Origin of the sequence: Humidesulfovibrio sp. (assembly GCF_031082295.1) — a bacterium.
GTDB lineage: Bacteria > Desulfobacterota > Desulfovibrionia > Desulfovibrionales > Desulfovibrionaceae > Humidesulfovibrio.
Genome location: NZ_JAVHLD010000027.1, coordinates 1 through 14,644 on the forward strand (window position 1 = coordinate 1; position 14,644 = coordinate 14,644).

The window sequence follows — 14,644 nt, forward strand, 5'->3', positions numbered from 1 at the left end:
GTTCCAAGGGGCCTCAGGCCCCTTGGCGGGGGTGCCGGGGGCGGAGCCCCTGGCGCAATCCTACAACTTGCTCTTCAGCACGATGTCGGTGATCGGCCCGCGCGATTTTTCGCCCTTGAGCACCATGTGGGCGTAGTTGCGGTAGCCCTTCAGCTTCTTCACCACCCAGTTCAGCCCGTTGTTGGCCTCGTTCAGGTAAGGGTTGTCCACCTGGCGCGTGTCGCCCAGGCAGAAGCACTTTACGCCCTCGCCCATGCGCGTGAGCAGGGCGCGGGTCTCGTTGCGCGAGAGGTTCTGCATCTCGTCCACGATGACGATGCAGTTTTCCATGTTCATGCCGCGAATGAAGGCGATGGGCTGGATGATGAAGCGCTTGGGGTTCAGCTTCAGCGTGTCGGCTTGCGGGTCCTGGAAGATGCGGTTGGCCGGGCGCATCTCATGCAGCTTGAGCAGAAGGTCTGTGATGTAGCGCACATACGGCCCCATTTTTTCCTCCACGTCGCCGGGGAGGAAGCCCATCTTGGCCCCGATCTCCACCATGGGCTTGACCAGGTAGATGCGCTTGTAGGGGTTGTCCTTGCGCTCCAGGGTCAAGTAGAGCGCGGCGGCCAGCGCCAGGAAGGTCTTGCCGTAGCCCGCCTCGGACTGGATGGACACGAGGTCCAGGCGCGGGTCGAGCATGAGTTCCAGCGCCAGGTTCTGGTACACGGTGCGCGGCTTGGCGCCCCAGATCTCGTGGGCGTAGCCGATGGGCTTGGGACCGTCCGGCCCGTGGAACACCGGGGTGCCGTTTTCCCAGCTGAAGCTGTTGGGCACGGGCTCCTCGCCTTCCTCCACGAAGCCCGTGTAGATCTGCGATTCGCTCTGGAACGGCACGGAGTCGCGGTAGCCCTCGCTGGGGATGCCGAAGACCCTCGCCTTGAGCTGGAGGATGCGGTCGTTGGTGACGAGGATGGGTTCGCCGAGCCCGCTCTGGTGGCCGATTTCGCGCAGAATGCGGTCATCGGCGGTCATGTCCGGCGGGAAGTTGTGGCCGTTGGGTGGAAATATCTGGACCTTGGGGTCCTCGATGATGGAGGTGACGGCCTGGGCCACCACGTGCCCGATGCGGGCGTCGCGTTTGAGGGCATCCAGTTCGGTGAGCACCGTGTAGGGGATGTGGATGCGGTTCTCGTTGCCGTTCCGCAGCGCCGTGATGCACTTTGGGTTTTCGATGAGCACATTGGTGTCGAGCACGAAATTTTTTGAAGCCATGGGTTCCCTTGGGTTTGGGGGTTCGGTCCTTCAGACCGGCAGGGCCACCGCGCGTCGTGCTGAATGTGTTGGTTTTTTTGGACTCACCCCCCGAGGAAACAGGCGCGTTGCGCCCGCCGGATTGCGACTGGTTGTAGAAATTCTCTAAACACTCGGCCAGGAAATATCCAGCACAAAAGCGGGGCGGAACCGTGACGCTTCGGTGACGGCCTGGAATGTCTGAAAAAGAATCTGCGCGAGGGGGCCAAAAGAGGGGGGCGGCGAAAGGCCAGCCCCCCTGGTGAGTTGAACCGGCTAGTTCTTGGCGGGCAGGTATTTGATCATGAAGTTGTACTGCACCATGCCCTGGCCCTGGCTGCGGGCGGGCAGGAGCTTCTTCAGCTCCGCGGCCAGGGAGGCCGGGTCCTTTGCGCCGCCGTTCACGCCCGCCGCCGCCAGCTCCTTGGCCTTGGCGTCGAAGAGCTGGATGTAGTCGCGCATGTCGGCCACGTCCTTCTTGGTGGACAGCGGGCCGTGGCCGGGGATGATGGCGGTCGTGTCCATGTCCTGGATGAAGTCCAGGGTCTTGACCCAGCCGGGGATGTCGCCCTCGCCCATGAAGGGGTGGAAGTCGGTGAAGAGCACATCGCCCGCGAAGACCACCTTCTGCTGCGGCAGGTACACCAGGGTGCTGCCGGCCGTGTGCGAGGGCGTCAGGTGGATGAGTTCAACGGTCTCGTTGGCCTTGGTGCCCAGGCGGATGGTCATGCGCTCGGTGAAGGTCAGCGTAGGCAGTTTGATGCGGGTGCCGGCCAGGTCCGCCGGGGTCAGGCCCACCATCTGGGGCTTCTTCAGCAGCCCCTCGCCTCGCTTGGCCAGGTACTCGCGGTCCAGCTCGTGGCCGACGAGCGTTGCGCCCAGGTCCGTGAACACGCAGGCCCCCAGGGCGTGGTCGAAGTGCCCGTGGGTGGTGACCACGTACTTGATGGGCTTCTTGGTGACGGCGCGGATGTCCTTCAGCAGCCGTTTGCCTTCCTTTGCCGAGGCCAAAGTGTCGATGACCAGCACGCCGTCCGAGCCGATGACGATGCCCGCGTTGGCGGCATAGCTGTGGCTGGGCGCGTCGTTCTTGACGCCGACGTAGGAGTAGACGTTCTCCGCGATTTTGGTCAGGCCCTGGGCCTGGGCCGCGCTGGCGGCCATGAGGGCGAAAGCCAGGGCGAAGGCGAGGATCGAGGCGGGGATGCTTCTGCGCATGAGCGTTCCTTTGCTGTACGTTGAGGGTCTGCGCCAGGGGTGGTGCAGGTTCTTAGCGCGAGAGCCCGGTGAACGCCAATCAGAATATTGAATGGCGCCCACTCGGGCTGTTGATGCTGGCGGACCTTTGTCTGCGGCTAACCGCAGCCGCAGCCGCAGCCGGCGGGCTTGGCCGCCTGTCTGGCCGCATCTCGGGCCGTACAGCCGCAGGCCGTGGCCTCGCACGTGGCGAGCGGATTCGCCAAGGCCTCGTGGAACAGGCCCGCGGTATGGGCCGCCAGATTGATGCACTTGTCCATGCCCTCCTGGGGACCGAGGCGCTCCAGCACCTGGCCGCAGTCGGTGCTGCCCTGCTGGGCCTCGAAGCGCGCCCGCACGGAAGCGGCTGCCGCCGCCACGGCGTCCCACTTGTCCCGGGGCGTGTCGCGGCCCTGGAGTATGCCCAGGGCGATGAGCCCGCCGGACAACGCCCCGCAAAGGCTCTTCTTGCTGCGGCCCACGCCGCCGCCGAAAGCCGAGGCCGCGCGCGGCGAATAGTCCGCTGCGGCCACGCCCTGGCCCTCCAGCACGGCGGCCAGCACGGCCTCGGCGCAGTGCAGCCCGCCCTCAAAGAGTTCCTTGGCCCGCTGTTCAACCTGTTCTCTGTTCATGGTGTCGCTCCTGTCGGTGTTGTTGTGTTGTTGCGGATGAAGCCGGAACGCGCCTTAGCCCCGGCCCTGGGCCGTCGCCTGCTTCACGCGGGCCACGTCCTCCGGGCGCAGGGCCAGTTGCGGGTCCTTCACCTTGTCGATGCCCAGGTCCGTGACCACCAGGTAGTCGTACCCGGCGAGCCCGGACTGCTCCGCGATGGCCTTGGCGCAGCCCACGGCGCAGCCGTCGAGCACCAGCACGCCGCCGTTCTCCACGGCCCCGCGCGCGGCCTGGACAAGCCCGGGAATGCCGCCGCCCAGTCCGGCCAGGCAGAACATCTTGCCCTGGCCCTCGCGGGTCAGCTCCACGGCGGCCTGGTTGGTGAGCTGCCCCACGTTGGAGCCGCCGGAACAGGCCAGGATCATGCGCGGCTGCGCCGCGCCGCAACAGGTGTTGGACATGTGGTCCTCCTTCGATTTGGGCTGCGCCGGAAATCGTTGGCGTAGCCGTTGGTGATGCCGTTTGAGATGTCGTTGCCGCTGTCGTTGCCGCTGTCGTCGTTGAAGTCGTTGCGGAAGCCGTGGCTGGTATCCCCGCGATGGACCACCCGCCGGGCCTCGCACCCCTTGCCCGCCGTTGCGGTTGCCGTTGCCGATGCCGTTGCCGAGGCCGGCGGCTCTGTGGCCGACGCTGTCGTCGGGGGCGGCGTTGTCGTGTCCTCGCATTGACACGCTGTTTGTATCTGGATAGCTGAATACGAACATGCACTGATCGAGTCCAACGATTAGTTTCGATGCGGCCAATCGGGTTCGGCGATCGGAGCTGGCGATCTGACGCCAAGGACACGGGGAGGGCGGAGATGGAGTTGCGGGACTTGCGGACCTTTGTGGCGGTGGCCAGGCACTTGAGCTTTCACCGGGCGGCGGCGGAGGTGTTCGCGGCGCAGTCAACGGTGTCGGCGCGCATCGCGGCGCTGGAGGCCGACCTCGGCGTGCGGCTGTTCGAGCGCCTGGGCCGCCGCGTGGCCCTGACCGGAGCGGGCGAGCGCCTGCGCGACTACGCCGTGAAGATGCTGGACCTGGAGGACGAGACCCGCGCCTGGATGTCGGGCGAGAGCGAGGTGCGCGGCTCGCTCACGGTGCGCGTGCCGGAGTCGCTCTGCGCCTGGCGCATGGGCGGCATCATCCGCGCCTTCCGACAGCGCTACCCGCTGGTGAAGCTGCGCTTCACGGCCTGCACCCTGGAGGGGCTGGAAAAGGACTTGCGCCAGGGCGTGACCGACCTGGCCTTCCTCATGGCCGACAGCGTGCGCGCGGGCGATTTGGCGGTGGAGGCGCTGGGGGTGGAGAAGCTGGTGCTGGTGGCCGCGCCGGGGCATCGGCTGGCGAGCCTCAAGGCCGTGGGGCCGCAGGACCTGCGCGGCGAGACGCTGGTGCTCTCCGCGGCGGATTGTTCCTACCGCATTATGTTCGAGCACCTGCTGGCCGAGGCCGGGGTGGCGCTGGCCGCCGGGGTGGAGTTCTCAAGCGCGGCTGCCCTGCGCGGCTGCGTCATGAACGGCCTGGGCGTGAGCATCCTGCCGGAACTGGCCGTGCGCGCCGACGTGGCCGCCGGGCGGCTGGCGGTGCTGCCCTGGTCGGAGAGTGATCTGGAGACCGCCGTGCTCATGCTGCGGCACAAGGACAAGTGGCTGTCGCCGCCGCTCACGGCCTTCATGGAGCTGGTGCGTTCGCACCTCATGGCCGGGTCTGAATCAGGGCTTGGGCCGGTGCGCAGGCCGGTGGAGCTGCTGCCGCTGGCCCCGGAGGGCGGGCCGGAGGGCGCGGGAAAGGGCGGCACCGGCAGTTGCTGCTGAGGCGCTCGCCGCTGCCGGGCTCGGACCGTGCAGGCTAGCCCTGGCTGGGGTCCAGGTAGGGGTTGAAGTAGCCGAAGCCCAGCCAGGGGTTGGTCTTCTTCAGGCGCTTCAGGAAGTTCGCCAGGCCCATGCACGGGCCGAAGTCCACGTCCTTCATGAGCCCCAGGTACAGCTCCGGGTCCAGGTTCAGGTTGCGCAGCTGGATGAAGTCGAGCTTCGTCTCCGCCACCAGGTCCGAGAGCGCGTCCCATTCGGCCTCGCAGTCCGTGAGGCCCGGAAAATACAGAAGGTTCAGCGACACGAACAGGCCCAGGCCCTTGGCCGTGCGGATGCTCGTGAGCACGTCGGAGAAGGCGTAGCCGCTGGGCCGGTGGTAGATGTTGTAGGGCGTCTCTCGCGCGCTGTTCAGCGTCACGCGGATGCTGTTCACCCCGGCCTCGGCCAGGCCCGGCAGGGCGGCGTGCAGGCTGGCGTTGGTGTTCACGTTCACCGTGCCCCGGCCCCCGGCCTTGCGGAAGCTTGTCACGGCCTTGCCGATGCGCGCGGCCTCGGTCAGCGGCTCGCCCTCGCAGCCCTGGCCGAAGGACAGGATGGGGCGCTTCTCCTTGCGCTGGTGGTGCAGCATGACCTCGCAGATCTCCTTCTCCGTGGGCGAGAAGGCGATGCGGTTCTGGGTGGAGGGGAAGCCGGATTCCTCGGGCTGGAGCGAGATGCAGCCCACGCAGCGGGCGTTGCACACGCGGGAGGTGGGCAGCGGGGCCTCGAAGCGGCCCAGGGCCAGGTTCTTTGCCGCCGGGCAGCCGTAGGTCAGGGCGCAGCCGGTGAGGTGGCGGACGAGGCGGTTGCCGGGCAGGTCGGTCAAGAGCTTGCGCGCGCCGTTTTCGATGCGCTCGCGCGGGATGCCCTCAAAGACCTGCCTGCGGTCCTGGTCGACCTTCTTGGCGCAGACCCAGAAGCGGCCCTCGGCAAAGCCCACGGCGCCGTAGGCGAAAAGGGGCAGGGTCGGCGCGTCGGGCCTTTTGGCGTAGGCGGCGAAGGCCGAGAGGGTGTGCGCGGGGCTGGCGAACACGGCCACGGCCAGCTCGTCCAGTTCCTCCACCTCGCCCGATTCCGGGTCGAAGCCGAGCGCGCCGCGGCCCGGCAGCAGGAAGAACTCGCTGCCCTCGGGCAGGGGCATCAGCTCGTCCGGGCGGGGCAGGGTGAGCTCATGGCCCCGGCGGCAGAGCATGAGCAGGTCCGGGTGGTCGTAGATGTTCCCGGCCTCGTCGGCGAAGACGAGGGTGGGCTGGATGTGTTTGGTGGTGACCATGGGCCGGACCATACCCGGCTGCGGCCTAATGGGCAAGCAAGGCCAGGGCCGCGCGGGGTGTCAGTCCCAGACGCCGGGCAGGGCCAGGCCGCAAGCCGCGCAGGCCCCGCTTGAGAGTCCGCCGAGCGCGGCCTGGAAGCCCTCCCGCCCCAGCACCACGGCCTTGCAGTCCGGGCAGAGCGTGTCGCCGAAGCCGGGGCCGGAGGCGTTGCCGATGTAGACGAAGCGCAGGCCCGCGGCCCGACCGGCCTCGCGCGCGGCCAGCAGCGTCGCGTGCGGGGTCACGGGGCGGTCCGTGAGCTTGTAGTCCGGGTGGAAGCGCGAGAGGTGCCAGGGCGTGTCCGGCCCCAGCTCTGCGGCGATGAACGCGGCCATGTCCTTCAGCTCCTCCGGGGCGTCGTTCAGGCCGGGGATGAGCAGGGTGGTGACCTCCAGCCACCAGCCCAGCCTGCGCATGTGCTTCAGGTTCGCCAGCACCGGGGCCAGCCTGGCCCCGCAGCGCACCTGGTAGAAGGCCTCGGTGAAGGCCTTCAGGTCCACGTTGGCGGCCTGGATCAGCCCGGGCTCGGCGGGGCTGTCCGGCCCGAAGGCCTCCAGGCAGTCCGGGCTCATGAAGCCGTTGGTCACCAGGATGTTCTTCAGGCCCCTGGCGCGGGCCAGCCGGGCCGTGTCCTCCACCAGCTCGAAGAACACGGTGGGCTCGGAATAGGTGTAGGCGACGCTCTTGCTGCCGCTCTCCAGGGCCGCGGCCACAAGGTCCGCAGGGCTGGCCAGGTGCCCGGTGATGCGGGAGCCCAGGCGCGGCGGCTGGGAGAGCGAGGCGTTCTGGCAGAAGGTGCAGGACAGGTTGCAGCCCATGGTGCCGAGGGAAAAGGTGCGCGTGCCGGGCAGGAAATGGTACAGCGGCTTCTTCTCCACCGGGTCCACGTTCACGGCGGCGGGCAGGCCGTAGACCAGGGTGAACAGCGCGCCCTTTCCATCCTCGGGGCGATTCTCGCGCACGCCGCACTTGCCGCGCGCGCCGGGCTTGATGACGCAGAAATGGCTGCACAGGAGGCACTGGACCTGGTTGTCCTTGAGCGGCCTCCAGAGCCGGGCCGGGTGGATGCTGTTTTTGTCCATGCGCCCCTCCCCGCAGGTGTTCCTGCGTCAGCCGAAGTTCAGGATAACGGAGAACGCCCCGAAGCTGACCCACACCGGCGCGCCCGCCTTGAGGCCCAGGCGCTTGGCGCTCTCGGCGGTGACCACGGCGGCCAGCCGGGTGCCGTCGGACAGCTCGGCCACCACCTCCGCGGCCACGGGCTCGTCCGCGTGGGCCAGGATGCGGCGCACCACGGCCGGGTAGCGGTTGGCGGCGGTGGACAAGGGTTCCTCGGCCCCGGCGCTCAGCTGCACCCAGGGCGCCTTGATGTCCGCCGTGGCCAGCACCCCGGGCCGGATGCCCAGGCGCTCCACGCTGTCCGTGGTGACCACGCTCACCACCTTGAACCCGCCCAGGCTGGTCAGCTCCACGCTGCTGACCACCGGCCCGGCGGTGACGCCGGTGATCTGCCCGGCGAAGCGGTTGCGCGCGCTGGACTTGCGGCGCTCCTCGCGCTTCAGGTAGTCCTCCACGATGCGCCCGGCCTCGTCCTCGGAATAGTCGCAGAAGGCGGCGGTGAGGCTGGCCGAGGACTGGCCCAGCAGGCGCTGGACCACGGGCAGGGGCACGTCCTGGCGCACCAGGCTGCGCGCAAGCGACCGCCGCAGCACGCTGGGGCTTGCCAGCTCGCGCGGGATTCCCGCCTCAAGCGCGCGCTCGTAGAACTTGCGGCGCACGTGGCCCTGGTCCATGTCGAAGAGCCCGGCCGGGCCGGAGGCCAGGCTGCCCATGAGCTCCTCGTCGGCCAGGGCGGCGCGCAGCTCTCTCGCCACGTCCGAGGGCAGGGGCACCTCGCGGTCGCCTCCTGCGGAGTGCGGGGCGGAGTGCGGGCCGGAGCGGAAACGTGCCAGGGGCCGCGCGGGCTCCAGGTCCAGGTCGCGGCCCGCGTCGAGGCCCAGGACCTCGCCCAGGCGCGCGCCGGTGGAGCGCAGGAGCAGGAAGATGAGCAGCAGCCGCTGGCGCGAGAGGCGGTCGGCATGGCGGCGCGAGGCGGCCACCCAGGCCCGGAAGGCCTGCTCCAGAGCGGACAGCTGCGCCGGGTCCAGCCCGCGCTGGCCCTGGTCGGGCGTCGTGTCCGCGCCTGTGTCCCGTGCGCCGTTTGGCGTCCTAACCATTCCCGCCTCCGTTTCGCCGCGTGGGGTGCGCCCTGTGGGCCGCGGCAAGATCCTCTGTACGTCCAATCGCCTTTGCTGCCAAGGGGGGACGCAATATTGCGCCGTGCACAAAAAAAAGAGTGACAATTTTGTTGCAGCGAGGTAGCCTGTTGTCACTGGAATAGCAATATTCGTGACAGCAACCCAAGGCGGAGGCCCGCACCGCCCACAGGAGGCCGCCATGCTCTTTTCCGTCGCAGGCATCGAGGTCCAGCCCTGGATTCCGCCGCTGGTGGCGCTGGTCATCTCCTTCTTCACGTCCATGGGCGGCGTGTCCGGAGCCTTTCTGCTGCTGCCCTTCCAGATGAGCGTGCTGGGCTACGTGAACCCTTCCGTCAGCTCCACCAACCAGTTCTACAACATCGTGGCCATTCCGAGCGGCGTCTGGCGCTACATCAAGGAAGGCCGCATGGTCTGGCCGCTCACCTGGGTGGTCATCGTGGGCACGCTTCCGGGCGTGTTCATCGGCGCCATCATCCGCGTGCAGTACCTGCCGAACGCCAAGAACTTCAAGCTCTTCGCCGCGTGCGTGCTGCTCTACATCGGCGTGCGCATGGCGCGCGACCTCATCAAGCAGATGAAGGGCCAGGGCGGCGGGGCCAAGGCCGCCGAGGAACGCTTCCAGGCACAGGTGGCGCGCTTCCGCGAGAAGGCCAAGACGAGCGAGGCGCATGGCGAGAAGCTGGCCGCAGTGCGCGTGGTGCGCTTCAGCGCCACCCGCATCGCCTACGAGTTCTATGGCGAAACCTACGACGTGCCGACCTTCGGCATCCTGTCGCTCTCGTTCATCGTGGGCATCGTGGGCGGGGTGTACGGCATCGGCGGCGGGGCCATCATCGCGCCGTTCTTCGTGTCCTTCTTCGGCCTGCCGGTCTACACCGTGGCCGGGGCCGCGCTCATGGGCACCTTCATCACCAGCGTCGCGGGGGTGGCCTTCTACCAGGCCATCGCGCCCTTCTATCCCACCATGTCCGTGGCCCCGGACTGGCTGCTGGGGTTCCTCTTCGGCATCGGCGGCACGGCTGGCATGTACCTGGGCGCGCGCTGCCAGAAGTTCGTGCCCGCGCGCTACATCAAGTGGATGCTCTCCGCCCTCATCGTATTTTTGGCGCTCAAGTACGTGCGCGACTTCCTCGCCTGAGCCAAGGCCCGTTTCCACGGCCCGCCCGCCCTCGCAGTGCGGTTCGGCCGCAGCTCCCGGCAGCCCCCGATCCTCCAGCGGGGGCTGTCTCCTTTGTCTTCCGGGGCTTGAGCCACGGCGGCATATGGGCTATCTTTCGACGATCTGCCGTGCTTCTGGAGGTCCCGTGCGTCGACTGCTCCCCGTTCCGCTCTGCTGCCTGCTGGTCCTGGCCCTGGCCGCTTCCGCCCTGGCCGCCAAGGAGTCGGACCTCGCGCCCATCGTCGCGCAGGACTACGCCGTGCTGCCGGGCGATCCGGCCTGGCCGCTCTCGCGCCATAAATCCGGCCCGCTGGCCTACGAGATCAGCCTGGATCCGCAGGCCGCGCCGCCTGGAGCCGCCGCCGGCCAGGTTTCGCCCGGAGCCTTCCGCATCGACTTCGACCTGGCGGCCAAGGCCGAGGACTGCGCCTGCATCGGCACCACGGTGCGCCTGAGCCACTACCGCTCGCGCGGCATCGAGTTCGCTGTGCGCGCCAGCCGCCCCGTGGCCGGTGTGATCTACATCACCACCTCCAGCACCGACGACCGCAACAGCCGCGACCGTTTCTTCGGGACGTTCCACGTGGGCGAGGGCTGGAAGGTGCTGCGGCTGCGGTTCAGCTCGCTGGCGGCCGACCCCTCCTGGCCGGCCGAGGCGGCGCGCTCCGGGTTCACCGCGGGGGACGTGGTGCTCCGGCCGGACAGCGTGGAAGCCATCCGCATCGGCATGGACGCGCGGCGCACCGAGCCGGGCCGAGGCGTGTTGTGGGTGGGCGGGGTGCGCTTCTTCCGCTAGTTTTTTTGCGAATTCTGCGAGTATTTCATCACTGCGTATTCTTCCTGGTTGCGCAGAGGCGCTTCAGGGCTTATCATAAGAGTCGAACCCCCCTGTTTCCGTTTTCTGGCACAATCCTTAGGCAGGCTACCGCTCAGACATTTTCTGCTGTCGACCCCCTGGAGGTTCACCATGCTCCGCGAGAGACTTCGTGACGTCAACACCGCCGTCAAGCTTTACGGGCTGTTCGCCGCTGTTGTCGCAGTGTTTGTCTGCCTCATCTTCTTCTACTTCATGCCCTACTACGAAGAAGACCTCATGCGTGGCCGGAGGCAGGGGCTGGCCGACACCACCGACCTGGCGTTCACCTTGATGACCGAGTACCAGGCACGGGTGGACAAGGGCGAGTTCACGCTCGAGGAGGCGCAAAAGCGCGCGGCCACCCGCCTGAAGAACATGCGCTACGGCAACAACGACTATTTCTGGATCAACGACATGGGCAAGCCCTTCCCGGTCATGGTCATGCACCCCACTGTGCCCGCCCTGGACGGCAAGGTGCTTGATGCCGAGAAGTTCAACAAGTCGACGCACTTCTGGCTGGGTGACGACCCCGCCAGCGTGGCCCAGGCCTACCCCGGCGGCACCAAGAACCTGTTCCAGGCCTTTGTGGATGTCTGCGACAAGGCCGGAGAGGGCTACGTGCGCTACGTCTGGCCCAAGCCCAAGAAGGAGGGCGGGGTCACAACCGAGCTCTATCCCAAGATCTCCTTCGTCAAGGTCTTCAAGCCCTGGGGCTGGCTGGTCGGAACCGGGCTCTACGTCGACGACATCCACGCCAAGGCCAACGAGCTGCGCATTATGCTGGTCTGGCTTGTGGGCGGGCTGGTGCTGATTCTCTCCTTCGTCGTGTTTTACCTGGTGCGCCTCATTTCCAAGCCCATTGCGCAGCTCTCCGGCATGGCCAACAGGGTGGCCGCCGGCAACCTGGAGACCAGGGAAAGCGAGCGCTTCCACGGTGAGATGGGGGTGCTGCAGCGTTCCATTGAGACCATGGTCGGCACCATGCGCGACAAGATCAACGAAGCGCAGCACAGCTGCAAGCTGGCCGAGGAGGAGACCCAGGTGGCGCAAAAGGCCATCGCCGAGGCCGAGGAAGCCAAGGCCCAGGCCGCACGCGCCACCAGGGAGGGGATGCTCCAGGCCGCCGGAAGGCTGCGCGGCGTGTCCCAGACCATCGGCGAGGTCAGCCGTGACATCTCCGCGCGCATCGATTCCTCCCGCAAGGGCTCGGACCTGCAGAAGGACCGCCTGGGCGAGACCGCCACGGCCATGGAGGAGATGAACGCCACGGTGCTGGCGGTGGCGAGCAACGCGGGCCAGGCGGCCGAGGCCGCTGACCAGGCCAAGCGCAAGGCCCAGGAAGGCGCGGGCGTGGTCAACAAGGTGGTGCTGGCCATCCAGGCCGTGTACGAGCAGGCCCAGGGGCTCAAGACCAACATGGGCCAGCTGGGCAAGCAGGCCGACGGCATCGGCCAGGTCATGAGCGTCATCAACGACATCGCCGACCAGACCAACCTGCTGGCGCTGAACGCCGCCATCGAGGCCGCGAGAGCGGGCGACGCCGGGCGCGGCTTCGCCGTCGTGGCCGACGAGGTGCGCAAGCTGGCCGAGAAGACCATGACCGCCACCAAGGAGGTGGCCCAGGCCATCAGCGACATCCAGAAGGGCACGCGGGAAAATATCACCAACGTGGATCAGGCCGTCCTGCGCATCGAGGAGGCCACGGGCCTGGCCAAGAACTCCGGCGAGGCGCTCTCCGGCATCGTCTCCTTCGTGGAGAGCTCGTCCGACCAGGTGCGCGCCATCGCGGCGGCAAGCGGCCAGCAGTCCTCGGCCAGCGACGAGATCAACCGCTCGCTCGACGACATCAACCGCATCGCCTCGGAAACCGCGGAGGCCATGAGCGAGGCGGTGGAAGCGGTGAACGGGCTGGTGGAGCAGTCGCACGTCCTGCTCGGCCTGGTGCAGGAACTGGAGAGCGCGTAGCGCGGGCGCGGCAAACCCTCATCGACGAAACAAAAAGCCCCCTGGCGCGTGCCGGGGGGCTTTTTCGTGTGCTCCTGGGGACGTTGTTAGGGGACGCGCACGAGGCGGAAGCCGACGCTGCCGTACCTTTCGAAGGGCTTGAAGCGGAGCCTGAAGGTTGTGCGGACCTGTGTCGGTCCATAAAGCCAGCTGCCGCCACGGATTACCCGGCCCGAACCGCCACCAGTGACAACAGGATTCACCTGGGAATCGTAAGGATAATCCGCCTTCATGTCCTCGACCCACTCCCAGACGTTTCCGGTCATGTCATGCAATCCAAGACCGTTCGGGGCTTTGGTGCCCACGGCATGCGTGGACCTGCCGCCATTCTGTTGGTGCCAGGCAACCCTGTCGATGTCATTGCCGCCGGCGTATATCTCTGGCCTGCCGCCGCTCCGGGCTGCATACTCCCACTCTGCCTCCGTGGCCAAGCGGAACTTGGCGGAACCTTGGGCGTTCAACTTGGAGATGAATGCCTTGGCGTCGTCCCAGGAGACCTCCTCCACCGGGAATCTCTCACCTTTCTTGAAATAGGAAGGGTTGCTGCCCATGATCTTCTGCCACTGCCCCTGCGTCACCTCGAACCTGCCCAGCCAAAAGCCATCGAGACGAACAGTATGCACCGGCTTCTCGTCATCGTCGCACTCACCCGCCCAAGGCCCGCAGCCCATTTCGAACTCACCGCCCGGCACCCAGGCAAACTCCATGCCGGTCACCGGCTCGGTCCAGGTGTCGCCGGCCGTGGGTCCACCCGCCTGGGCCGACGGGGCCTGCTTGGGCGGTGCGGCCATGGCCTGCTGCATCGGCCTGGGCCCCGTCCCCTTGAGCCGGATGAGCCGCGCCTTGCCCGTGTTGCCGGACTCGGTCAGGTAGTCCATGGGGATGACGTTCAGGTCGCCCGAGAGGTTGCAGGTGTAGTCGGTGTAGGTGGTGCCCGCCATGCCGAGCAGGCCCTTCTTGTAGGTGAAGCGGAAGGCCAGCGTGTTTCCTTCCACGCGCACGCCGCTGATGCCCACGGGTGAAACCCCGCCCGTCGAGCCGCTCGGCGTTCCGACGAGTTCGTCTCCCTGGAGCGCGAAATCGAAGATCAGGCCGTTCTTGCCCGTGTCGGCCCCGGCCTCGGCGTACTTCCCGGCCAGCCGCTGCTTCAGGTCCGCCAGGGGCGCCAGGGCCGGCTTTTCAACGGGCGCCGGGGCCAGGGCAAGCTGCGTCGGAGCCGGCGCCGCCGGGGCCGAGGCCCCCGCACCCGCGAAATAGAAATCCCCGCGCAGGGAGGTGGACTCCCAGGGCACCTGCTTGTCCTTGGTGGCGCGCATGACCTCGTCGCGCACGCGCTTGAACATCTGCTCCACGGGCTGGCCCGGAGTGCGCATGGCCTGGAGCAGCTTCTCGGTATACAGGCCGTTCTTGCCCACTCCGTCCGCCGCAACGGAGTCCGGGGCCGTGGCGTAGGCGATGATGGAGCCCTTGGGAGCGTCCATCTTGGCCAGGCCCTGTTCCGCGCTGCGCCAACTGCGGGCGAAGGGGTTGTTGCGGCAGGCGTCCAGGATGACGATGTTCAGGTTGTTGCCCGCGTTCTCCATGCGTCCCAGCACCAGCCCGGCGTCCATGCACTTGTACCTGGTGTCCTGCTCGGCCTCGAGCCGCGCGTCCACGGGCACTAGATAGTTGCGACCATTCACCTGCAGGCCGTGCCCGGCGAAGTAGAACAGCCCGGCTCCGCCCGTTTTGAGCTTGCCCCAGAATTCGTTTACCGCGCCCTCCATCTGGGCGAGGCTGGCGTTCTCCCTCGCTATGACCTCAAAGCCCAGGCTGCGCAGAGCGCGGGCCATGTCGCGGGCGTCGTTGACGGGGTTTTTGAGTGGGGCGGTGGGGTAGGCGGCATTGCCGATGACCAGTGCGATGCGGCGTTCGGCATTCGGGGCTGCCTGGGCTGGGGCGGCTAAGCACAGAAGCAGGGCAAGGGCGAGCAGAGCGAGGACGGATCGGCGCATGGCAAGGCTCCTATTTCACGCCAGATACCAGATGCGGCTACAATTGCAA

The 14,644-nt window shown here is 67.5% G+C and carries 12 protein-coding genes; 4 read left to right on the forward strand and 8 right to left on the reverse strand.

The annotated features are described in order from the left end of the window. Positions 1-60: 60 nt before the first annotated feature. From RDU24_RS12430 to RDU24_RS12445, 4 genes are all read right to left on the reverse strand, one after another. Entirely contained in the window at positions 61-1,254 is a 1,194-nt protein-coding gene (locus RDU24_RS12430) for a PhoH family protein (RefSeq protein ID WP_308736089.1), read from the reverse strand. A 294-nt stretch (positions 1,255-1,548) separates the two neighbouring features. Next, positions 1,549-2,490: an MBL fold metallo-hydrolase gene (locus tag RDU24_RS12435; protein WP_308736090.1), complete on the reverse strand. Its 942-nt coding sequence runs from the start codon at positions 2,488-2,490 to the stop codon at positions 1,549-1,551. A 137-nt stretch (positions 2,491-2,627) separates the two neighbouring features. Further along, complete coding sequence (locus RDU24_RS12440) at positions 2,628-3,140, reverse strand: C-GCAxxG-C-C family protein (RefSeq protein ID WP_308736091.1); 513 nt, start codon at positions 3,138-3,140, stop codon at positions 2,628-2,630. A 54-nt stretch (positions 3,141-3,194) separates the two neighbouring features. Beyond that, positions 3,195-3,581: a putative zinc-binding protein gene (locus RDU24_RS12445; protein WP_308736092.1), complete on the reverse strand. Its 387-nt coding sequence runs from the start codon at positions 3,579-3,581 to the stop codon at positions 3,195-3,197. A gap of 398 nt (positions 3,582-3,979) precedes the next feature. On the opposite strand from RDU24_RS12445, the gene RDU24_RS12450 reads away from it, so the two are divergent. Next, entirely contained in the window at positions 3,980-4,975 is a 996-nt protein-coding gene (locus RDU24_RS12450) for a LysR family transcriptional regulator (protein WP_308736093.1), read from the forward strand. Between the two features lie 34 nt (positions 4,976-5,009). On the opposite strand, the gene RDU24_RS12455 is transcribed toward RDU24_RS12450, so the two are convergent. From RDU24_RS12455 to RDU24_RS12465, 3 genes are read right to left on the reverse strand one after another with little or no spacing between them, the layout of a single operon-like run. Continuing rightward, positions 5,010-6,284 carry a radical SAM protein gene (locus RDU24_RS12455; RefSeq protein WP_308736094.1) on the reverse strand — a complete coding sequence of 425 codons (1,275 nt, stop codon included), beginning with the start codon at positions 6,282-6,284 and terminating at the stop codon, positions 5,010-5,012. 60 nt (positions 6,285-6,344) lie between these two features. Further along, entirely contained in the window at positions 6,345-7,391 is a 1,047-nt protein-coding gene (amrS, locus tag RDU24_RS12460; protein ID WP_308736122.1) for an AmmeMemoRadiSam system radical SAM enzyme, read from the reverse strand. 42 nt (positions 7,392-7,433) lie between these two features. Beyond that, the gene (locus RDU24_RS12465; RefSeq protein WP_308736095.1) at positions 7,434-8,540 is read right to left on the reverse strand and encodes a TOBE domain-containing protein; all 1,107 of its coding nucleotides are present in this window, start codon (positions 8,538-8,540) and stop codon (positions 7,434-7,436) included. Positions 8,541-8,760: 220 nt separating this feature from the next. On the opposite strand from RDU24_RS12465, the gene RDU24_RS12470 reads away from it, so the two are divergent. The 3 genes from RDU24_RS12470 to RDU24_RS12480 all read left to right on the forward strand — a co-directional run bounded on the left by RDU24_RS12470 (position 8,761) and on the right by RDU24_RS12480 (position 12,562). Beyond that, a complete protein-coding gene (locus RDU24_RS12470; protein ID WP_308736096.1) occupies positions 8,761-9,720 on the forward strand; it encodes a sulfite exporter TauE/SafE family protein in 960 nt (319 codons plus the stop codon). A gap of 166 nt (positions 9,721-9,886) precedes the next feature. Next, complete coding sequence (locus RDU24_RS12475) at positions 9,887-10,537, forward strand: hypothetical protein (RefSeq protein ID WP_308736097.1); 651 nt, start codon at positions 9,887-9,889, stop codon at positions 10,535-10,537. Positions 10,538-10,708: 171 nt separating this feature from the next. Next, the gene (locus RDU24_RS12480) at positions 10,709-12,562 is read left to right on the forward strand and encodes a methyl-accepting chemotaxis protein (RefSeq protein ID WP_308736098.1); all 1,854 of its coding nucleotides are present in this window, start codon (positions 10,709-10,711) and stop codon (positions 12,560-12,562) included. Between the two features lie 86 nt (positions 12,563-12,648). On the opposite strand, the gene RDU24_RS12485 is transcribed toward RDU24_RS12480, so the two are convergent. Further along, positions 12,649-14,595 (reverse strand): SUMF1/EgtB/PvdO family nonheme iron enzyme, encoded by a 1,947-nt coding sequence (locus RDU24_RS12485; protein WP_308736099.1) that lies wholly within the window; start codon positions 14,593-14,595, stop codon positions 12,649-12,651. Between the last annotated feature and the right edge of the window lie 49 nt (positions 14,596-14,644).